This is a genomic window from Tepidiphilus margaritifer DSM 15129 (assembly GCF_000425565.1).
Classification (GTDB): Bacteria; Pseudomonadota; Gammaproteobacteria; order Burkholderiales; family Rhodocyclaceae; genus Tepidiphilus; species Tepidiphilus margaritifer.
The window spans coordinates 83475-103964 of the sequence record NZ_AUDR01000016.1; the positions used below are offsets into that span (position 1 = coordinate 83475).

General features: G+C 66.6%; 20 protein-coding genes and 1 tRNA gene. 10 read left to right on the forward strand and 11 right to left on the reverse strand.

Annotated elements, in window-relative coordinates:
• Window positions 1-3 precede the first annotated feature (3 nt).
• The 3 genes from ubiA to ubiD are packed head-to-tail and all read left to right on the forward strand — an operon-like array spanning window position 4 to window position 3233.
• The gene (ubiA, locus tag H607_RS0106100) at window positions 4-879 is read left to right on the forward strand and encodes a 4-hydroxybenzoate octaprenyltransferase (protein ID WP_028874694.1); all 876 of its coding nucleotides are present in this window, start codon (window positions 4-6) and stop codon (window positions 877-879) included.
• A 12-nt stretch (window positions 880-891) separates the two neighbouring features.
• Complete coding sequence (pyrF, locus tag H607_RS0106105; protein WP_037989801.1) at window positions 892-1737, forward strand: orotidine-5'-phosphate decarboxylase; 846 nt, start codon at window positions 892-894, stop codon at window positions 1735-1737.
• Between the two features lie 5 nt (window positions 1738-1742).
• Window positions 1743-3233 (forward strand): 4-hydroxy-3-polyprenylbenzoate decarboxylase, encoded by a 1491-nt coding sequence (gene ubiD, locus H607_RS0106110; RefSeq protein ID WP_028874696.1) that lies wholly within the window; start codon window positions 1743-1745, stop codon window positions 3231-3233.
• Between the two features lie 18 nt (window positions 3234-3251).
• Here the strand turns inward: ubiD and H607_RS0106115 are convergent, their stop codons facing one another.
• From H607_RS0106115 to H607_RS11990, 10 genes are all read right to left on the reverse strand, one after another.
• On the reverse strand, window positions 3252-5342 hold the full coding sequence (locus H607_RS0106115) for a M3 family metallopeptidase (protein WP_028874697.1): 2091 nt from the start codon (window positions 5340-5342) through the stop codon (window positions 3252-3254).
• 23 nt (window positions 5343-5365) lie between these two features.
• Window positions 5366-6616, reverse strand: coding sequence for an MFS transporter (locus H607_RS0106120; protein ID WP_028874698.1), 1251 nt, complete (start codon window positions 6614-6616; stop codon window positions 5366-5368).
• 73 nt (window positions 6617-6689) lie between these two features.
• Window positions 6690-7610, reverse strand: a complete 921-nt coding sequence (locus H607_RS0106125; RefSeq protein ID WP_028874699.1) for a phosphoribosylaminoimidazolesuccinocarboxamide synthase — start codon at window positions 7608-7610, stop codon at window positions 6690-6692.
• Window positions 7611-7652: 42 nt separating this feature from the next.
• Window positions 7653-8927: a DUF3422 family protein gene (locus H607_RS0106130; RefSeq protein WP_028874700.1), complete on the reverse strand. Its 1275-nt coding sequence runs from the start codon at window positions 8925-8927 to the stop codon at window positions 7653-7655.
• Window positions 8924-9877, reverse strand: a complete 954-nt coding sequence (corA, locus tag H607_RS0106135; RefSeq protein WP_028874701.1) for a magnesium/cobalt transporter CorA — start codon at window positions 9875-9877, stop codon at window positions 8924-8926. Before corA ends, H607_RS0106130 begins: the two co-directional genes overlap by 4 nt.
• 215 nt (window positions 9878-10092) lie before the next feature.
• The gene (locus H607_RS0106140) at window positions 10093-10353 is read right to left on the reverse strand and encodes a YfhL family 4Fe-4S dicluster ferredoxin (RefSeq protein ID WP_028874702.1); all 261 of its coding nucleotides are present in this window, start codon (window positions 10351-10353) and stop codon (window positions 10093-10095) included.
• Between the two features lie 26 nt (window positions 10354-10379).
• Entirely contained in the window at window positions 10380-10877 is a 498-nt protein-coding gene (gene coaD / locus H607_RS0106145; protein ID WP_028874703.1) for a pantetheine-phosphate adenylyltransferase, read from the reverse strand.
• On the reverse strand, window positions 10874-11410 hold the full coding sequence (rsmD, locus tag H607_RS0106150) for a 16S rRNA (guanine(966)-N(2))-methyltransferase RsmD (protein ID WP_028874704.1): 537 nt from the start codon (window positions 11408-11410) through the stop codon (window positions 10874-10876). Before rsmD ends, coaD begins: the two co-directional genes overlap by 4 nt.
• A gap of 4 nt (window positions 11411-11414) precedes the next feature.
• Window positions 11415-12740, reverse strand: coding sequence for a M16 family metallopeptidase (locus H607_RS0106155; RefSeq protein WP_051240717.1), 1326 nt, complete (start codon window positions 12738-12740; stop codon window positions 11415-11417).
• A 19-nt stretch (window positions 12741-12759) separates the two neighbouring features.
• Entirely contained in the window at window positions 12760-14163 is a 1404-nt protein-coding gene (locus H607_RS11990; RefSeq protein WP_051240718.1) for a M16 family metallopeptidase, read from the reverse strand.
• Window positions 14164-14285: 122 nt separating this feature from the next.
• On the opposite strand from H607_RS11990, the gene ftsY reads away from it, so the two are divergent.
• From ftsY to H607_RS0106195, 6 genes are read left to right on the forward strand one after another with little or no spacing between them, the layout of a single operon-like run.
• A complete protein-coding gene (gene ftsY, locus H607_RS0106165; protein WP_028874706.1) occupies window positions 14286-15488 on the forward strand; it encodes a signal recognition particle-docking protein FtsY in 1203 nt (400 codons plus the stop codon).
• Window positions 15485-16147 (forward strand): cell division ATP-binding protein FtsE, encoded by a 663-nt coding sequence (locus H607_RS11995; protein WP_037989803.1) that lies wholly within the window; start codon window positions 15485-15487, stop codon window positions 16145-16147. The genes ftsY and H607_RS11995 overlap by 4 nt, the downstream gene beginning before the upstream one ends.
• Window positions 16144-17046, forward strand: coding sequence for a cell division protein FtsX (locus H607_RS0106180; protein WP_028874707.1), 903 nt, complete (start codon window positions 16144-16146; stop codon window positions 17044-17046). The genes H607_RS11995 and H607_RS0106180 overlap by 4 nt, the downstream gene beginning before the upstream one ends.
• 42 nt (window positions 17047-17088) lie before the next feature.
• Window positions 17089-18204: an NADH:flavin oxidoreductase/NADH oxidase gene (locus H607_RS0106185; RefSeq protein ID WP_028874708.1), complete on the forward strand. Its 1116-nt coding sequence runs from the start codon at window positions 17089-17091 to the stop codon at window positions 18202-18204.
• Window positions 18205-18258: 54 nt separating this feature from the next.
• The gene (locus tag H607_RS0106190) at window positions 18259-18669 is read left to right on the forward strand and encodes a nucleotidyltransferase substrate binding protein (protein ID WP_088178695.1); all 411 of its coding nucleotides are present in this window, start codon (window positions 18259-18261) and stop codon (window positions 18667-18669) included.
• Window positions 18666-19019, forward strand: coding sequence for a nucleotidyltransferase family protein (locus H607_RS0106195; protein WP_028874710.1), 354 nt, complete (start codon window positions 18666-18668; stop codon window positions 19017-19019). Before H607_RS0106190 ends, H607_RS0106195 begins: the two co-directional genes overlap by 4 nt.
• Here the strand turns inward: H607_RS0106195 and H607_RS0106200 are convergent.
• Window positions 19020-19096 (reverse strand) — tRNA-Met (locus H607_RS0106200).
• 56 nt (window positions 19097-19152) lie between these two features.
• Here H607_RS0106200 and miaB point away from each other — a divergent pair.
• Window positions 19153-20490, forward strand: a complete 1338-nt coding sequence (gene miaB, locus H607_RS0106205) for a tRNA (N6-isopentenyl adenosine(37)-C2)-methylthiotransferase MiaB (protein ID WP_028874711.1) — start codon at window positions 19153-19155, stop codon at window positions 20488-20490.

Here is a 20490-nt window from a genome sequence, read left to right on the forward strand (position 1 = left end):
GCGATGGAGCCGAATTTCGACTGGAGAGCGCGCCTGCCGCTCTATTGGCAATTGATCCGCGGGGATCGACCCATCGGTACGCTGCTGCTGCTGTGGCCGACCCTGATCGCCCTGTGGTGGGCCGCAGGCGGGGTGCCGCCACCGGGGGTTTTCTTCGTCTTCGTGGCGGGTACTTTCCTCATGCGTTCGGCCGGTTGCGCCATCAATGATTGGGCCGACCGCGATTTCGACGCGCACGTCGAACGCACGCGCGAGCGGCCGCTGGCCGCCGGGCGGGTCTCGCCCGAAGAGGCGCTCAAGGTCGCCGGGGTGCTCGCGGGTCTCGCCTTTCTCCTGGTGCTGCCTCTGGGCTGGAGGGTGGTGGCCTGGTCGGTGCCGGCGCTCGCCATCGCCGCCATCTATCCCTTCACCAAACGATTCTTGCCGGTACCCCAGGCTTTTCTGGGGGTGGCGTTTTCCTTCGGCATTCCCATGGCCTGGGTGGCGATTCGCGGCCAGACCGACGCGGTATGCTGGACGCTCTTTGCCGCCAACTTCTTCTGGACGATCGCCTACGATACCGAATACGCCATGGCCGACCGGCCCGACGACCTGAAACTGCCGGTCCATTCGTCGGCCATCACCTTCGGACGCTGGGATGTGTTGGCAGTGTTCCTATGTTACCTCGCGGCATTCGCGCTGTGGGCCCGTGCCGGCATCCTCGCCGGGGCCGGCGCGCCTTTCCTCGTCTCGCTGGTGGTCGCCGCGGGCATCGCCGCCTACCATCTGGAGCTCATCGGCACGCGCGAACCGGCGCGTTGTTTCAAGGCGTTCCTGCACAACAACTACCTCGGGCTCGTGCTCTTTGCCGGCGTCGTGCTCGATCTGTGGCACGGCTGAAGGGAGAACGACGTGGTACAAACGACTTTCCTCGAATCGCTGCGCGAACGCTGGCGCGATCCGGCGCGCCTGCTGTGCGTGGGGCTGGATCCGGAACCGGAGCGCTTGCCGCGCAGCGTGCGCCGTCTGCCGCTTGCGGAAGGGGTCTGGGTGTTCTGCCGTGAGGTGATCGAGGCGTGTGCGCCTTGCGTGTGCGCCTTCAAACCGCAGATCGCGCATTTCGCTGCCTTGGGGTTGGAGGGCGTGCTCGAGCGGCTGATCGCCCACGTGAAGTTGCACCATCCCGACGTTCCGGTGATCCTGGATGCCAAACGCGGCGACATCGGCTCCACCGCCCGCCACTATGCACGCGAGGCGTTCGAGCGCTACGGGGCCGACGCGGTCACGGTGAATCCCTACTTGGGCGGAGATTCGCTCGAGCCTTTCTTCGCTTGGCCGGGCAAGGGGGTGTTCGTGCTCTGCCGGACTTCGAATCCGGGCAGCGCCGAGCTGCAGGCCCTGGAGCTTGCCGGCGGTGAGCGGCTCTTCGAGCGCGTGGCGAGCCTGGCCGCCGGCCCGTGGAATACGAACGGGCAGGCAGGGTTGGTGGTGGGCGCGACCTGGCCGCAGGAAGTGGCTCGGGTGCGCCAGCTCGCGCCGGGCGTGCCGCTGCTCGTGCCGGGCATCGGCGCACAAGGAGGGGATCTGGCAGCCACGGTGCGAGCCGGCTGGTGCCGCCCGGAGTTTCCCGGTCTGATCCTCAATTCCTCGCGCGCCATCCTCTACGCGAGCGAGGGCGAGGATTGGCAGGACGCCGCGGCCGCCGCGGCACAGTCGGTGCACGCTGCCGTGCGCGCGGTGCTCGCCGATCGGGCATGAGCGACATGACGTTTGCCGATCTGCGCGAATTCTGCGCCCGGCTCGAGGCGCTGGGCGAACTAAAGCGGGTGACCGAGCCGGTGGATACGCACCTGGAGCTCACGGCGCTCGCCGATCGCGTCCTGCGGCGTCGCGGGCCTGCGCTGCTCGTCGAGCGGCCGCACACCCAGGGCCGGGCGCATTCGTTGCCGGCGCTGGCCAATCTCTTCGGCACGCCGCGCCGTGTCTTGCTGGGCATGGGGCAGGACGTGGGCGAGGACGGTGACTGGCGCGAGCCGCTGCGTGACGTGGGGCGCCTGCTCGCCTATCTGAAAGAACCTGAGCCGCCGCGCGGTTGGCGCGATGCCTGGGAGAAGATGCCGGTGCTGCGCCGGGTGCTCGACATGGCGCCGAAGACGGTCTCGCGCGCGCCGTGCCGCGAAGTGGTGTGGGAAGGGGCGGAGCTCGATCTCGCTCGGCTGCCGATCCAGCACTGCTGGCCGCAGGACGCGGGTCCGCTCATCACCTGGGGGCTGGTGGTCACCCGCGGGCCGCACAAGAAACGCCAGAACCTGGGAATCTACCGCCAGCAGGTGATCGGGCGAAACCGGGTGATCATGCGCTGGCTCGCGCATCGCGGCGGGGCGATCGACTACGCCGAACATGCGCGGCTGCATCCCGACGAGCCCTTTCCCGTGGCGGTGGTGATCGGCTGCGACCCGGCCACTATCCTTGCCGCGGTCACGCCGGTGCCCGACACCCTTTCCGAATACCAGTTCGCTGGGCTGCTGCGCGGGGCGAAGACCGAGCTCACCGAGGCCGTGGGGGGCTTGCAGGTGCCGGCGCGCGCCGAGATCGTGCTCGAAGGGCACATCCATCCCGGCGACACGGCCCTCGAAGGCCCCTTCGGCGATCACACGGGGTATTACAACGAGCAGGCGGTTTTCCCCGTGCTCACGCTCGATCGCATCACGCTGCGGCGCGAGGCGATCTACCACACCACTTACACCGGCAAGCCGCCCGACGAGCCGGCGGTGCTGGGCGTGGCTCTGAACGAAGTCTTCGTGCCGCTGCTGCAGCGCCAGTATCCGGAAATCGTCGATTTCTACCTGCCGCCGGAGGGCTGCTCCTACCGCATGGCGCTGGTGTCGATCAAAAAGGCCTATCCGGGGCACGCCAAGCGCGTGATGTTCGGCATCTGGGGGTTCCTGCGCCAGTTCATGTACACCAAGTTCATCGTGGTGGTGGATGAGGACGTCGACATCCGCAACTGGCAGGAGGTGATCTGGGCGCTCACCACGCGCGTGGATGCGGCGCGCGACACGCTCATTGCCGAGCACACGCCCATCGACTATCTCGACTTCGCCTCGCCCGAAGCCGGGCTGGGCAGCAAGATGGGGATCGATGCCACGAACAAGTGGCCCGGCGAGACCCACCGCGAGTGGGGCCGGGCCATCGTCCAGGATCCGGACGTGGAAGCGCGCGCGGCGGCGCTCGTCGAGCGGTTGCTCGGCTGAGCGGGCCGCTCGTCTCATTCAGCTGCGCGCCGGCTCCTCCATCAGCCCGTTGTGCCGCAGCAGGGCGTCGATGCGCGGCTCGCGGCCGCGGAAGGCGCGGAAGGATTCGGCCGCGGGGCGGCTTGCGCCCACGGCGAGGATCTCGCGCCAGAAGCGACGCCCCGTGTCGGGATCGAGCACGGTGCCGGTGCGCGCGCTCGCCTCTTCGAAGGCCTCGTAGGCATCGGCCGAGAGCACTTCGGCCCACTTGTAGCTATAGTAGCCGGCCGCGTATCCTCCGGCGAAGATGTGCGAGAAGCTCTGCGGGAAGCGATGCCAGGACGGCGGCCGGATCACGGCCACCTCGTCGCGCACCTCTTCCAGGATGCGCAGCACCTCGGCGAGCGGCACGCGTTCGGGAGCCGGTTCCTGGGCGCGGGCGAGTTCGCGGTGGATGCGCAGGTCGAAGAGCGAAAATTCGATCTGGCGCACCATCTGCATGCCGGCCTGGAAGTTCTTGGCCGCACGCATTTTCTCGTAGAGCGTACGCGGTAGCGGCTCGCCCGTGTCGACGTGGGCGGTGATTTTCTCCAGCACTTCCCATTCCCAGGCGAAGTTTTCCATGAACTGGCTGGGCAGCTCGACGGCGTCCCATTCGACGTGATTGATGCCGGAGATGGGCGCCTCGTCGACCTGGGTGAGCATGTGATGCAGCCCGTGACCCATCTCGTGGAAGAGCGTGAGTACGTCGTCGTGGGTGAGCGTGGGGGGGGTGCCGCCCACCGGGGGGGCGAAGTTGCACACGAGGTAGGCCACCGGCAGCATGAGAAATTCGGCCTCGCGTCGGCGCGATTTGGCGCTGTCCATCCAAGCGCCGCCGCGCTTGGTGTCGCGGGCATAGAGGTCGACGTAGAAATAGGCGATCGGCGCGCCGTCGCGCTCGACGCGGTAGAAACGCACGTCCGGATGCCACACGGGGGCGGTGTCGGGCACGAGGCGCACGCCGAAGAGCCGTTCCAAGAGGGCGAAGAGCCCCTCCAGGACGCGCGGCAGCGGCAGGTAGCGCCGCACTTCCTGTTCGGAATAGTCGTAGCGCTCCTGGCGCAATTTTTCCGAGGCATAGGCGATGTCCCAGGGCTCGAGCGGATCGAGGCCGAGGCGGTCGCGGGCGAAAGCGCGCAGTTCTTCCAGATCGCGCAGGGCGAAGGGCTTGGCGCGGGCGGCGAGTTCTCGCAGGAAGGAGGCGACTTCCTCCGGCTCGTTGGCCATTTTGGGCACGAGCGAGTAGCTGGCGTAGTCGGGATAGCCCAGCAGTAGCGCCTCTTCGCCGCGTAGCGCCAGGATGCGCTCGATGAGCGGGCCGTTGTCGCGCTCGGGCGGGCCGAACTCGGAGACGCGGGTGGCGTGGGCCCGGTACATGCGCTCGCGCAGCGCCCGATCGTCGGCGTACTGCATCACCGGCAAGTAGAAGGGCATCTGCAGGGTGAAGCACCAGCCCGGACGGCCTTGCGCCTGCGCCGCCTCACGCGCCATGGCCCGCACTTCCTCCGGAATGCCGGAGAGTTGCGCCTCGTCCTCGATCCATTCCTGGTAGGCATTGGTCGCATCGAGCAGGTTTTCCGAGAACTTGGCCGAGAGTGCCGACAGTTCCTGTTGGACGTCGCGGTGGCGGGGTTTCTTCTCGGGCGGCAGTTCCGCGCCGGCGAGCCGATGGTCGCGCAAGTCGAGTTCGATCACGCGGCGACGTTCGGGCGAGAGGCGAGCGAACTCCGGGCTTTGCGCGAGCGCCTGCGTCTTGCGGTAGAGCGCCTCGTTCTGTCCCAGCTCCGTCCAGAAACGCGTGACTTCGGGCAGCAGCTTATTGTAGACCTCGCGCCAGGCGGGGGTGTCCATCACGCTGTGCAGGTGCCCGATCACGCCCCAGGCGTCCGAGAGCTGCTCGAGTGCGCGTTCGAGCGGCGCGACGAAAGCTTCCCAGGTGGGCGGAGTGCGTTCATCGACCGCGCGCTCGATCGCGGCGCGGGCCCGCGCGAGGAGTTCGGTGATGACCGGCTCGACGTCCTCCGGCCGGAGGCGATCGAAGGGAGGGAGTTGAAAGGGATGCAGCAGCGGATGTTCTGGTGCGTTCATCGTGTCCTCGAGGTGGATTCTCTTCAGGCGGGATTTTGCCACCGGTTGCGGGCGCGTGTCTCGTGGACGAGGCAGGCGCCGAGAAAACCGAGCGCGGCGGCGCCGGCAAGGCAGGCGATCGCCGCGGTGAAATGTTCCGGGGCATAGAGACGGACTCCGTCGAGCACGGTTCCGTTCCAGGCGCGGTCGATGAGCGCGCCGGCGAGCGGCTGCAGGAGAGCACCGCCGAGGAACCCGCCCATGTTGGTGAGCGCCGTGCTCATGCCCGAGAGCGCCGGCGGATTGACTTCCTTGGCGCAGGCCCAGGTGAGCGAGAAGGAAGAGGAGGCGAGCCCCATGAGGGCGAAGAGGGGAAAGGTGAGGGTCTCGGGCAGCGGCCCCGCCGTCAGGCACACGACCCAGCAGGCGAGGTAGAGTGCGGCCACTGGCACCAGCACCGCCTTGCGCCGCGCGAGCCGATCGGACAGGGCGCCAATGGCGAGGCACCCGAGGGCGAAGGCGAGGAAGTAGAGCGAGAGGTGGTGCGAGGCCCGAAGTTTCGTCAGGCCGTGCACGCTCATGAGGTAAGGTGTGGCCCACAGGCCGGCGAAGGCGAAGAAGCTGCCGGCGATGCCGAAGTTGGCGAGCACGGCGGGCCAGGTGGCGCGGTTGCGCAGGATGGTGGCGAGTCCGCCGAAGATCACGGTGCGGTCGAAACGCTTGAGCGTGCCGGGCTCTTCCGGCTCGATCAGCCGCCAGCACAGCACGGCGATGGCGAGCGACGCCAAGGCCGTGGCCACGAACACGCCGCGCCAGCCCGTGAGCTGCGCCAGCGCCGTGAGCGGCGTACCGGCGAGCACCGAACCGAGATTGCCTACGAACATGCCCAGACCCACCAGGGAAGCGAAACGCCGCTCGTCGTACCACAGGGCGAAGAGTTTGAGCATGGCGATGAAGGTGACCGACACGCCCAGGCCGGTGAGGGTGCGGCCGGCGAGCGCCACTTCCAGCGAAGGGGCGAGCGCGAAGAGGAGGCTCCCCGCGGCGGCGACGAATCCGCCCGCCACGATGATGCGTCGCGGCCCCACGGTGTCGGCGAGGATGCCGGTGGGCAGCTGCATCAGGGTGTAGACGTAAAAATAGGTGGCGGCGAGCGTGCCGAGCGAAGCGGCGCTGGTGTGGAAGGCCGCGGCGAGCTCGGTGGCGATGCCGGCAGGGGCGAAGCGGTGGAAGAAGGACAAAACGTAGGCGGCGATGACGACGACGAGCGCCGTCGTGCGGCGGCTGCAGGCCATGGGGTGTCTCCTCTTTTTGTTGTCGTAATTGCGGTGACGGGGGGTTTCAACGGAACACCCCCTTCAGGAAGCGTTATTCCGGCAGCGCTCGCCCAACCAGGCGTCGATACGCCTCGCGATACTTCTCGGCGGTCTTCCGGATGACGTCTTCCGGCAGGCGCGGCCCGGGCGCGGTCTTGTCCCAGGCGAGCGTTTCGAGGTAGTCGCGCACGTATTGCTTGTCGAAGGAAGGCGGGTTGGTGCCGGGCTGCCAGGCGTCGGCCGGCCAGAACCGGGACGAATCGGGGGTGAGCACCTCGTCGATGAGGTGCAGCACGCCGGCGGCGTCGATGCCGAACTCGAACTTGGTGTCGGCGATGAGGATGCCGCGCTCGGCGGCGTAGTCGCGCGCCCGGATGTAGAGCGCGAGCGCCGCGGTCTTGGCTTGCCGCGCGAGGCTCGCGCCATCGTGCGGTGCGAGACGCGCAGCGCACAGAGCCTCGGCCTGTTCGAAGGAAATGTTTTCGTCGTGCTCGCCTGCCTCGGCCTTGGTGGCCGGAGTGAAGATCGGCTCGGGCAGCCGGTCGGCGAGTCGTAGCCCCGCTGGGAGCGCGATGCCGCACACGCTGCCTTTGTGCTGATATTCTTTCCAGCCGGAACCGATGAGGTAGCCGCGCACCACCGCCTCGATGGGCAAGGGTTGCAAGCGTTTGACCACCATGGCCCGCCCGAGGACCTGGTCGCGCTCTTCGGGCGCGACGACGGAGGTTGGATCGATGCCGGTGCGATGATCCGGAACGATGCCGGCGAGCAGATCGAGCCAGAATTCGGTGATCGTCGTGAGCACTTTGCCCTTGCCCGGAATGGGATCGGGCAGCACGACGTCGAACGCGGAGAGCCGGTCGGTGGCGACGACGAGGAGCTTGTCCTCGCCAACCGCGTAGAGGTCGCGTACCTTGCCGCGTCCGATGAGCGGCAGACTGGTGATGTGCGTCTCGAAAATCGCCTCGGCCATGGATCCTTCCCCGGCATGGTGAAAGGGGAAATTATCGCACGGTCACCGGCTTTCGTGTTCCACCACCCGGTGGACGCGGCGCACGCCCAGGGCGATCAGGGCGGCGAGCACGGGGATGGACAGGGCCGTGGTCAATTCCGGCTCGAGGTGCAGCCAAGGCTTGAATCCCTTGGTGAGGTAATTGACGAGCTGCGAGCCGTAATAGGTGATGGCCATCACCGACAGGCTTTCGACGGCCGCCTGCAGCCGCAGCTGCAGCTTGGCGCGGCGGTTCATCTGGGCGAGCAGCTGCTGGTTCTGCCGCTCGAGTTCGAGGTCGACGCGGGTGCGCAGCAGCTGGGAATCGCGTACCGAGCGCTGCGAGAGTTCTTCCTGACGCCGGGCCACGGCGGCGCAGGTGTTCATGGCCGGAGCGAAGCGCCGCTCCATGAATCCCTGCAAGGTGGAATAGCCGGGAAGCCGGATCTCGCGCAGCTCGGCGATGCGCTGACGCACCAGGGCGCTGTAGGCCGAGGCGGCACCGAAGCGGTAGGCGCTGGCGGCAATCGAATGTTCGATCTCGGCGGCCAAGCGGGTGAGCCGGGAGAGGACTTCCTGCTCGTCGGCGAGCGAGGCGGCGCGGCTCATGGCCGCCACCAGTTCGGCCAGTTCCGCCTCGGCGCGCCCCAAGAAGGCCCCGATTTCCTTGGCCAAAGGAAAGGCGAGCAGCGCCAGCATGCGGTAAGTGTCGATCTCGAGCAGCCGCTGCACGGCGCGTCCGGCCTGTTTCGGAGTCATGGCTGCGTCGAGCACGATGAACTGGATGAATCCCCCGTGCAGTTGGAAGTCGCTCAGCACCCAGGCGTTGCCGTCGGAGATCTTCGAGGCGACGAGGGCCGGACCGAAAGGATCGGCCGCGTCGAGGAACTCGGCGGGCGGCGTGTCGGATACCGGCCTCAGGCGAACGTGCGTCGCAGCGATGACTTCGCCGGGGCTGGCCTCGAGCCAACCTTCGGGCAGGCGCGAGAGGATCGCCTCGGGGGTGTCGTGATCGCCATCGAGATAGAAAGTGTAGGAATGGAATTCGGCGTGGCGTTCGCGCTTGATGCGTAACCCTCCCCACCGCAGGAGCGACTGCGCCGCGGCATCGAGTTCGATCGCGGTGCCGGGAAGATTGCGCAGCCGGGCCCAATGCTCGAGAAGGCGGTCGGACGGAGTCTCACGCGGCAGCAGCCAGGACAATTGCACCACCGTGGCCGGGGCGAGCAGCGGCACGGAAGGCCGGGCGTGGATTTCCTCGTGCAGCGCCTGCCGGATGGGATGTTCGGCCAGTTTCACAGCCACCCCTTGCGCTTGAAGTAGAAGTAGGGGGCGAAACCGCTGAAGAGCATCAGAAGCAGCGCGATGGGGTAGCCGTATTCGAAATGCAGCTCCGGCATGTGCTCGAAGTTCATGCCATAGATGCTCGCCACCAGCGTCGGCGGCAGAAAAACCACCGCCGCGATCGAGAAGATCTTGATGATCTGGTTCTGCTCGATGTTGATGAACCCCTGCGCTGAATCCATGAGGAAGTTGATCTTCTCGAAGACGAAGTTGGTATGGGCCATGAGGGTTTCGAGGTCGCGGATCATCTCGCGACAGGTCTCCTGCAGTTCGGCCTGGTCGCGCAGGTGGCGTAGCAGGAAAGAGACGGCGCGCTGCGTGTCCATCAGGCACAGGCGAATGCGGCCATTGCTGTTCTCGATCTTGGCCAGCTTGTCGATGGCGTCCTCGAGCTCGGCGTTCTCGTCCTCGAGTACCATGAAGCTGACGTCTTCGAGCCGCCGGTGCAGGTCTTCGATGGTGTCGGCGAGGTTTTCCACTTTCTGTTCGAAGATGGTCACCAGCAACTCCTGGGGCGTGGCCGCGCGCACCTGACCGTGGCGGGCGCGCATGCGCAGCAGGCGGAAGTCGGCCAGGTCTTCCTCGCGCACCGAGATGAGGCGTTCGCGCTGCAGGATGAAGGCGACGGTGACGGTGACGTGACGTCCCTCTTCCTGGGCAAGGAAGAGGGAGTGGACGTGCAGTCCCTGATTGTCGATGAAGAAACGGGCGGAGGATTCGATCTCCTCCACGTCCTCGGATTCGGGCAGCTCGGCGTTCAACAGCCGCTGCAGCAGCTCGCGCTCGTGCTCGTCGGGGTCTTGCGCATCGATCCACAAGGCCCTGGCCACGGCTTGGTCGTCGAGCGTGAGCGCCTTGGGAAGTTCACGGATGGTGTCTTTTTCGGTCTGGAACAATCGCAGCATGGAGCACCTTTGTACGTTTCGCCAGCGGGCTTGCGGGTCGCGGCGAAACGACGAAGGCATTAGCCGCGAACGCAGCGGAAAATGGGCGAGCGACGAGGTCGACAGCGGGTTTTCGGTTTCACGGATTCGGTCGATACGGGCACGACGGCGAAATTATACGCTTTTTGCGGCGCAGCAAACGCGGCGGCACCCAGGAGCCGGTGCCGCCTCCGTGCTTAGGCTTTCGCCTTGGCGGCCGTCAGGCGCTTGTATTTCTCCAGCAGCTGCTCTTTGGTCTCGCGATGATCCGGATCAGGGATGATGCAATCCACCGGGCACACCTGCTGGCATTGGGGTTCATCGTAGTGGCCGACGCATTCGGTACACTTGTTCGGATCGATGACGTAGATCTCGTCCCCCTGCGAGATTGCCTCGTTGGGGCACTCGGGTTCGCACACGTCGCAGTTGATGCACTCTTCGGTGATTTTCAGGGCCATGGAAAAGCCTCCGCAGGAAGGAAAGGTCAATCGGTTTGCGCGGCGTTGCGGTGCGCGAGCCGCTCGGCGACCACGGGGTGCACGAAGCCGTGCACGTCGCCGCCCAGGCGAGCGATCTCGCGCACCATGGTCGCCGAGATGAACATGTATTCGTCCGCCGGGGTGAGGAACACCGTTTCGATGTCGGGGAAGAGCTTGCGGTTCATTCCGGCCATCTGGAATTCGTATTCGAAGTCGGAGACGGCACGCAATCCCCGCAAGAGGATACGCGCTGCCCGTTGGTGCATGAAGTCGATCAGAAGGCCATCGAAACCGACCACTTCGACGTTGGGAAAACGTCCGAGCACCTCGCGGGCGATCTCCACCCGTTCTTCGAGTCCGAAGAGGGGGTTTTTGTTGCGGCTGCGCGCCACGGCGACGATGATGTGGTCGAAGATGCGGGAAGCCCGGCGTACGAGGTCTTCGTGACCCCGGGTGAAAGGGTCGAACGTTCCGGGATAGACGACGACCGATCGTTCGCTCATGCGCTGCGCTCCAGCAGATGGTAGTGCACTTGACCCGCCCGGCCGCGTTTCACGGTGTGCCAGGCTCCGAGCGCCTCGACTTCATGCTCGGCCTCGAGGTAGATGGATCCTTCGGGTCGCACGAGCCGGTCGAGCCAAGGCTCGAGCCGTTCGGGCCACTGTTCGCGGTAGGGCGGATCGAGAAAGAGGACGTCGACGGGCTCCGACCAAGCGCGCGCGCATTCTAACGCATCGGCAAGGAGAATGCGCACCGTGTCGCCGCCGAGTAGCCGCCGGTTTTCTTCGAGACGCCGTGCGAGACGCCGGTCGCGCTCCACGAGGGTGACGCGCGCCGCGCCGCGCGAGGCGGCTTCGAAGCCGAGCGCGCCGGTACCGGCGAAGAGATCGAGGCAGGTGAGCCCCGTCAGATCCTGCCCCAGCCAGTTGAAGAGCGTCTCGCGGACCCGATCCGGCGTCGGGCGCAAACCGGGAAGGTCGGGCACGGTGAGCAGCCGCGAGCGCCAGGCGCCGCCGATGAGGCGCAGCCGCGCCATCGCCTCACCGATCCCCGTCGCCGCCGACGCGCACCGTCACGAGGCGCGCCGGATCGATGCGCCGCGTGAAGGCGTCCTGCACCTGTTGCGCGGTGACGGCGCGCACGGCCTGCGGATAGCGTTCGAGCCAATCGGTGGGGAGGTTGTAATAACCCATCATCGAAACGTAGCCGATGAGCTTGCGGTTGGAATCGAGCCTCAGGCCGAAGCCTTGGGCGATGTTGTCCTGGGCGCGGCGCAGCTCCTCGGCCGTGGGACCTTGCTCGCGGAAGCGCTCGAGCGTCTCGCGTGCGAGCGCCATGGCTTCATCGGCCTGCTTGCCGCGGGTCTGCAGCGCGATGACGAAAGGCCCGGCCTGGCGGCGTGGCTCGAGCACGCTCGCCACGCTGTAGGCGTAGCCGCGTTTTTCCCGGATCTCCTCGACTAGGCGCGAGCCGAACCCGCCTCCGCCGAGCACGTGGTTCCCCACGAGGAGCGGAAAATAATCAGGGTCGTCTCGCGTCATCACCGCCAGCCCCAGGCGCAGGTGGGCCTGCTGCGCCGGATGGGCGATGCGTTCGTCGTGCGTCTGCGTGGGTGCGACTGGCGGCAGCGGCTTGGGTGGCTCGCCTGCGGGCAATTTGGCCATGATGCGCTCGGCAAGCTGCTCGGCCTGGGCGCGATCGAGATCGCCGACGATGGCCACGTGCGCCGCCGCGCGGGTGTAGTAAGCGCGGTGAAAAGCGACGAGATCGTCGCGCGTGAGGCGATCGAGCGATTCGGGTGTGGGGAGCTTGCCGTACGGATGGTCGCGATAGACGTTGGCGGTGAAGGTACGCTCGGAGAGCACCTCGGGCCGGGTGAGGGCGTCCTTGAGCGCCGCCTTGGCATTCGCCCGTTCGCGTATGAAGATAGCGGGAGAGAAGATGGGCTGGGTGAGCACTTCGGCCACCAGATCCGCGGCCGCGTCGCGCACCTGCGCCTCCGAGAGGCTGCGCCAGGCCACGGTGGCGCGGTCTTCATCGACCGAGCCGGAGAGGCTGACGGCCAGATCGGCGAAGGCTTCGCTCAGCCCTTGCTCGTCGTGCACCCTGGTGCTGGTGTCGAGCAGCTGCCGGGTGAGGGAAGCCAGCCCCTCTTTGCCCTCGGGGTCGCGGGCGGAGCCGGCATCGAACGAGACGACCACGTCGATGAGGGGCTGTTCGCGATTGGCGACGAAATCGACGCGCACCCCGCTTGCGGTGGTGAAGCGCTCGATCGTCGGCAGCGCCAGGACGAGCGGCGAGAACGCGGTGGCGACCAAAAAGAGCAGCACGGCAAAGGCGCGGGTGCGGAGGATACGGCGAGTCATCGGTGCCTCCTGGATCGGGTTAGCGTAGCGGCGCGTGCGGATCGATGGTGACGGGGCGTGGGGCGCTGCCGTCGGGCAGGACGTCGACGCGGGTGAGCGCTTCCTCGGAGAACCAGGTCTGGGCCACACGCTGCACGTCGGCGGCGGTGACGCGCTTGAGCGCCTCGGTGATGCGCGCGCTCGCGTCCCAGGGCAACCCCACGGCGCGGGAAAAACCGATCTCCATGGCTTGTCCCATGAGGGAATCCCGCTTATAGACCTGCTGCGCCACTGCCTGGCGGATCACGCGTTGGAGTTCCTGCTCGGAAACCCCTTCCCGGGCGATACGCTCCATTTCCTCACGCAGCGCCTTTTCCAGCTGATCGAGCGTCACGCCGGGGCGGGCGCTCGCGGCGAGGGTGAAGAGGCCGGGACCGCGGGCGAGCCCGTCGTACTCGGCCGAGACGGCGATGGCCTTGGGTTGCTCCCGCACCAGGGCTTTCGTCAGGCGTGCGCCGTCGTAGCCGTCGAGCACGGCGGCGAGTACCATGAGCGCGTAGGGCTCACGGTCGGATTCGAGATCGCGCAGCGGCGGCACTTTCCAGGCAAGCGTCAGGCTGGGAAGCTCCGTGGGGCCACGCACGATCGCGTGGCGCCGGCCATGCTGCGGACTCTCGGAAAGGAAAGGACGATCCGGCACTGGGCGTGCGCCAATCGAGCCGTAGTGGCGTTGCGCCAGCGCCAGCACGTCCTCGGCCTTGACGTCGCCCACGATCACCAACCGGGCGTTGTTCGGCGTGTACCAAGTACGGTACCACTGCCGCACGTCTTCGAGGGTGAGCCGTTCGATGTCGGTGGGCCAGCCGATCACGGGGTTGTGATAGGGGTGGGACCAGAAGGCAGAGGCCATGAGGGCTTCTTCGCCGAGCGACTCGGGCACGTCGTCGGTACGCATGCGCCGCTCCTCGCGCACCACCTCGCGCTCCTTGGCGAATTCGTTCGGGTCGAAGGCGAGGTGTTGCATGCGGTCGGCTTCGAGCTTCATGACTTCTTCCAGCGCCTGGGGTGGGATCTGCTCGAAGTAAGCGGTGTAGTCACGGCTGGTGAAGGCGTTGTCACGCCCGCCGAGCTCGGCCACGCGCCGGCTGAATTCTCCCGGCCCCACCGTGGGTGTGCCTTTGAACATCATGTGTTCGAACATGTGGGCTACGCCCGTCTTGCCCGCCGGCTCGTCGATGGCGCCCACGTCGTACCAGATCATGTGAACCACGGAGGGAGCCCGGTGATCCTCGACCACGATGAGCTCCATGCCGTTGTCGAGGCGAAAGAGTTTGGTCTCGGCGTGAGCCGCCGCGGCCACGAGCAAGGCGATGCAAACGAACAGCGCGGAGAAGAACGACCGCGACCAGGGGAACGTCCGGCGGACGGAGGGATCGAATCGCATCTGCTAGAATCCTTTTCACCCATTGGGTGAGCAAACGCTGAAGAAGTCATTGTACCCATAATTTTTTGGCGATGTCCGGGATGAATTCCCGGAGGGTCGCACCACGGTGGCAGACAACCTCCATGTTCGGTTTGTTCAAACGCAAGAAAAAGGAACCTGCGGATTCGGTCGGGACGCAAAGCGCCGAAGCGCTGCTTCCCAGCGAAGACTCCTCCGACGCCGCGCCGGCGGAAACCTTGCCGGAAACCCCGACGAGCGGGACACTGGCGTCCGCAGCGGGGGAGGCGGATTCGCCCCGGGCATCCGAGTCGGGGATCGAAGCCGCTGTAGGGGAATCGGATGCGATCCTGCCTGCGGCCGAGCCCGTCGCCGTGGAGAGGCAACCCCAGGATGCGATCGCGCCCGAGCAAGAACCGCGCAAGCGATCCTGGGCGGAGCGTCTGAAAGCGGGACTGGCGCGCACGCGGCAGAATCTGGCCGGACTCTTCGGGCGGCGGCGCATCGACGAAGAGCTGCTCGAAGAGATCGAGACCACGCTCCTGCTCGCCGACTGCGGGGTGGAGGCTGCGCAATGGCTGATGGACGCCCTGCGCCGGCGCATCAAGAAAGATGGCCTGACCGACGCCGAACAGCTGCGCGACGTGATGGCTGAACTCCTTACCGAGCTGCTCCTGCCCTTGCAGCAGCCGCTGGAGGTCGAGGCGCACCGACCCTTCATCATCATGGTGACGGGGGTCAATGGTGCGGGCAAGACCACGTCCATCGGCAAACTCGCCAAGTACTTTCAGTCGCAAGGAAAAACCGTGCTGCTGGGGGCAGGGGACACGTTCCGTGCCGCCGCGCGCGAGCAGCTGGTGGTATGGGGCGAGCGCAACGGCGTGCCAGTGATCGCGCAGGAGCACGGCGACCCGGCGGCGGTGGCCTTCGACGCGGTGCAGGCGGCCAAGGCTCGAGGGGTGGACGTGGCCATCATCGACACGGCCGGGCGGCTCCCCACCCAGTTGCATCTCATGGAGGAGATCGCCAAGGTGCGCCGCGTCATCGCCAAGGCCGAGCCGGGCGCGCCGCACGAAGTGCTGCTCGTGCTCGATGCCAACATCGGCCAGAACGCCATCACCCAGGTCGAAGCCTTCGACAAGGCCGTCGGGCTCACCGGCCTCGTGCTCACCAAGCTCGACGGCACGGCCAAGGGCGGTGTGATCGCGGCGATCGCCCGGCGTTGCCCCAAGCCGGTGCGTTTCATCGGCGTGGGCGAGGGCATCGACGATCTTCGCCCCTTCTCGGCCCGCGATTTCGTGGAGGCGCTGCTCGGGATCGAACGATGATCCATTGCGAGAAACTCGCCAAGATCTATCCCGGTCCGGTGGCGGCACTGGTCGATCTCGACCTCACCATTCCCGCCGGACAGTTCCTGCTCGTCTGCGGCCATTCGGGGGCGGGCAAGACCACGCTCTTTCGTCTCATCGCCGGGCTGGAGACACCCACCAGTGGCACCGTTTCGGTCAATGAGCACGACGTGGCACGCCTTGGGAGAGGCGGTTTGCCGTATTACCGGCGCCGTTTTGGCCTGGTGCTCTCCGATGCGCCGCTCTTGCCGCAACGCACGGTGGCCGAGAACGTGGCGCTGCCGCTTTTGATCGCCGGGGTACCGCGCCGACAGGCGTTCGAACGCGTGGCGCTGGCGCTGGAGCGCGTCGGACTCGCCGGCCGGGCGCACGAGCTGCCGCCCACGCTTTCGGGCGGGGAGCAGCAGCGGGCAGCGATCGCCCGCGCCGTGGTGCATCGGCCTTCGGTGGTCATCGCCGACGAGCCCACCGCCCAGCTCGACCGCGACAGCGCCGAGGAAGTGGTACGCCTGTTGCGCGCCTTCCATGCGGCGGGGGTGACGATGATCATCGCCACGCACGACGAGGCGCTCTTTGCCGGCGTGGCGCAGCGGCGCATCGTGCTCGCGCACGGCCGCCTGGTGGAGGATACGCGGTGAAACGGGGATGGTGGGAAGGGCAGGCGGAGGCGCTGGGGCGAGCCCTGATCCTCTTGCGTACGGCACCTTGGGTGACGGTGGTGGTCACGCTGGTGCTCGCCACGGCGCTCGCGCTGCCGGCAACGATGGCCTGGATCGGGGCCGGCGTGACCCAGTGGTTCGGCGGCCAGGGGACGGAGCCTCAGATCACGGCGTTCTTCCGCCAAAAGCTCGATCGAGAGGAGGCGCTCGCCGTGGTACAGCGCTGGCGCAAGGACGAGGCGGTGTCGCGGGTCGTGTTCATATCGCGTGAGGAGGCGCTCGCCCGTCTGCGGCAGACCGATCTGGGCGCGGCGATCGAAACCTTGCCCGAAAATCCTTTGCCCGACGCCATGACGGTGGTGCCGCGCCGCCATACCCCGCAGGACGTAGCCGAGCTGCAGCAACGGCTCGCCGCCGAGGCGGGCATCGAGGCGGTCCAGGTGGACACGGCCTGGGTGGAGCGGGTGCATGGACTGGCGCGCGCCGGCACGATGGTGGCGGCAGCGCTCGCGGCCTGGTTCGCTCTGGGAATGCTGGCGCAGACCTATCTGGCGATCCGGCTGCAACTCGTTGCCGCGGCGCAGGAGATCTCCGTGCTGCGCGCCCTGGGGGCCACCGACGGCTACATCGGCCGGCCGTTTCGCTGGCTCGGTTGGTTGCAGGGGTTGCTCGCCGGCGCCGTCGGTGCCGCGCTCTGGGGCGGACTCATCGCCTGGCTCACACCACCGTTCGATGAACTCGCCCGGCTCTACGGACTCGGAGGATTCTTTCCGTTTCCCGTCTGGGCGGGAGGGGTGGCACTCGCTGCCGCCGGTGCCGTATTGGGGGCGCTCGGAGCCGAGATCTCACTGCGGCAGTTTTTCCGCGCATCGACCTAAAGGGCGCGCTGGCGCCCGTCTCCATAAAACAAGGAGCATGTCATGAGCCGTCTGTTTTCTTCGTTCCGTTTGGGCGCGTTGGAGCTACCCAACCGCATCGTGATCGCGCCCATGTGCCAGTATTCGGCGCAGGAGGGGCATCCCGGTGATTGGCACCTTCTGCATTGGGGGTCAATGGCGCTCTCGGGTGCGGGCATGTTCATCGTCGAGGCGACCGCCGTCACGCCCGAAGGGCGCATCACGCCGGGTTGTCTGGGATTGTGGTCGGATGCGCACGCCGAGTCGCTCGCCCGTGCGTTGGCACCCGTGCGTCGTCAAGGGGTGATGCCACTCGCCATCCAGCTATCCCATGCGGGGCGCAAGGCATCGAGCCGGGTGCCGTGGGAAGGAGGCGCCCAGATTCCGGTGGAGGAGGGCGGTTGGCTCGCGCTCGCCCCTTCGTCCCTGCCGCACGCTCCGGGCGAGCTGCCGCCGCAGGAACTCGATGCAGCCGGTCTTGCCCGTATTCGTGAAGCCTTCGTCGCCGCCGCCCGCCGTGCCGTCGACTGCGGCCTGCAGGCGATCGAGCTGCACATGGCGCACGGCTATCTGCTGCATGAGTTTCTCTCGCCGTTATCGAACCAGCGTACCGACACGTACGGCGGCTCGCTGGAGAATCGCATGCGTTTCCCGCTGGAGGTGTTCCGCGCCGTGCGTGAAGCGCTGCCGGAACGCATCCCGGTCGGCGTGCGCATCTCGGCCACCGACTGGGTCGAAGGCGGTTGGGATCTCGAGCAGAGCATCGCGCTCGCTCAGGCGCTCGAACCCTTGGGCTGCGCTTATATCCACGTCTCGAGCGGCGGTCTCTCGCCCCTGCAGAAAATTCCGGTGGCTCCGGGCTATCAGGTGCCATTCGCCGAAGCGGTACGGCGCGCCGTGAAGCACATGCCCGTGATCGCCGTGGGGCTCATCACCGAGCCCCAGCAAGCCGAGGCCATTCTTGCCGAAGAAAAAGCCGATCTGGTGGCGCTCGCCCGCATGATGGTGTGGGATCCGCGCTGGCCGTGGCATGCCGCCGCTGCGTTCGGTGCCACCGTCAAAGCCCCGCCGCAATACTGGCGTTGCCAGCCGCAGCAGCATCGCGGCGTGTTCGGCGACGTGAAGATCGGCCAGCGCTGAGGACTGCATTGCCATGCTGCACGACGCGCCAACCCCACAGGGAGATGAAAGATAGTGGATGAGTCGCTCGACATCACCCCGCTGGAGCGCGCCGTGGCCCGGCTGGAAGAGGGTTGGAGGCGATATCTGCAAGATCCTGAGGACTTGCAGATTCGCGACGGGCTGATCCAGCGATTCGAGTTCACTTACGAGTTCGCGCACAAGATGCTCAAGCGCTTTCTTCGGCTCACGTCTCCCACGCCGCAGCAATACGACGAGATGCCCTTTCAGGACTTGATCCGCACAGGCAACGAGCGTGGACTCCTGCGGGGAGAATGGCCCGACTGGCGGCGTTACCGCGAGATGCGTGCCAAGACCAGCCATGCGTACGACGAGAACGTCGCCCTCGAAGTGGTTCGAGGTATTCCCGAATTTCTCGAGGAGGTACGCCATCTGCGCGACCGGCTGCGGGAGCGTCTGTCATGAGCGAGAACGTCCCGCCGCTCGACATCCGCCCGGAGCATTGGCGGATCGTGCGGGACATCCTGCAGCGCCACCTTCCGGGCGTCGAAGTCTGGGCGTTCGGCTCGCGCGCCAAGGGAACGGCGAGGAAGTATTCCGATCTGGATCTCGCCGTGATCACCGACCGACCCTTGCCGCTCGATCTCGAGGCCCGGTTGCGTGAGGCCTTTTCCGAGTCCGATTTGCCCTATCGCGTGGACGTGGTCGACTGGACGAGCATCGACGAGGCGTTTCGCCGCATCATCGAGCGGGAACGGGTGGTGGTGCAAGCGGGGGGCGAGAAGTGTTTCGAGCCGAAAACGGCTTTGGGGTGATGGTGGTGAAGGGCGGAGTCGAACCGCCGACCTACGGGTTATGAATCCGTCGCTCTAACCATCTGAGCTACTTCACCATCGAGTCTGGTAATATACCGGTTTTCCCTTTCGGGTGTCAAGGGTCCATAGGCACATGAAGAAAGTCTACATCCGCACGTTCGGATGCCAGATGAACGAGTACGACACGACCAAGATGTTCGACGTACTCGCGGCGCGCTACGGCGCCGAACCCACCGACGATCCGCTCGAAGCCGACGTCATCCTCTTCAACACCTGCTCCGTGCGCGAGAAGGCGCAGGAGAAGGTCTTCCACGACCTGGGGCGGGTCAAGGAGCTCAAGCGACGCAATCCCGATCTCGTGATCGGCGTGGGGGGGTGCGTGGCGAGCCAGGAAGGCGAGGCCATCGTGCGCCGCGCCCCTTACGTCGATGTCGTCTTCGGGCCGCAGACCTTGCACCGGCTGCCGGAGCTGATCGAAGCGCGGCGGCGGCAGGATCGGCCGCAAGTCGATATCTCCTTCCCCGAGATCGAGAAGTTCGATGCGCTGCCCGAGCCGCGCGTCGAAGGGGCGAGCGCCTTCGTCTCCATCATGGAGGGCTGCTCCAAGTACTGTTCTTTCTGCATCGTTCCCTATACGCGGGGCGAAGAGATTTCCCGTCCGCTCGAGGACGTGCTCGTCGAGGTGGCCCAGCTCGCCGAACAGGGAGTCAAGGAGGTGACGCTGCTGGGGCAGAACGTCAACGCTTGGCGCGGGCGGCTGTCGCGCGACGGGGAGGAGGTAGGCGACTTCGCCTTTCTGCTGGAGTGCGTGGCCGAGATCCCCGGCATCGAGCGCATCCGCTACACGACCTCGCACCCGCGCGAGATGACGTCGCGCCTGATCGCCGCCTACGAGAAAATTCCCAAGCTCGTCAGCCACCTGCACCTGCCGGTGCAGTCCGGGTCCGACCGGGTGCTCGCGGCGATGAAACGCGGCTACACCGTGCTCGAATACAAGTCCATCGTGCGGCGGCTGCGGGCGGTGCGCCCCGACCTGTCGCTGTCGTCCGATTTCATCGTCGGTTTTCCCGGCGAGACCGAAGCCGATTTCGAAAAGACGCTGCGCCTCGTCGAGGAGCTGCAGTTCGACCATTCCTTCAGTTTCGTCTATAGTGCCCGCCCCGGCACGCCGGCGGCAGAACTTCCCGACCCGGTGCCGCAGGAGACCAAGCTCGCTTGGCTCGCCCGGCTGCAGGCGCAACTCGAGGCACAGGAGCGCGCCTTCAGCGAGGCCATGGTGGGGCGCATCGAGCGAGTGCTGGTCACGGGGCCTTCGAAGAAAGACCCGGCCTGGCTCGCCGGCCGTACCGAGAACAACCGCGTGGTCAATTTCCGCGGCGAATCCCGCCTGGTGGGGCACTTCGTCGACGTGAAGATCACCGAGGCGCTGCCGCACAGCCTGCGGGGAGAGGTGCTCGTCCGTGCGTCCTGA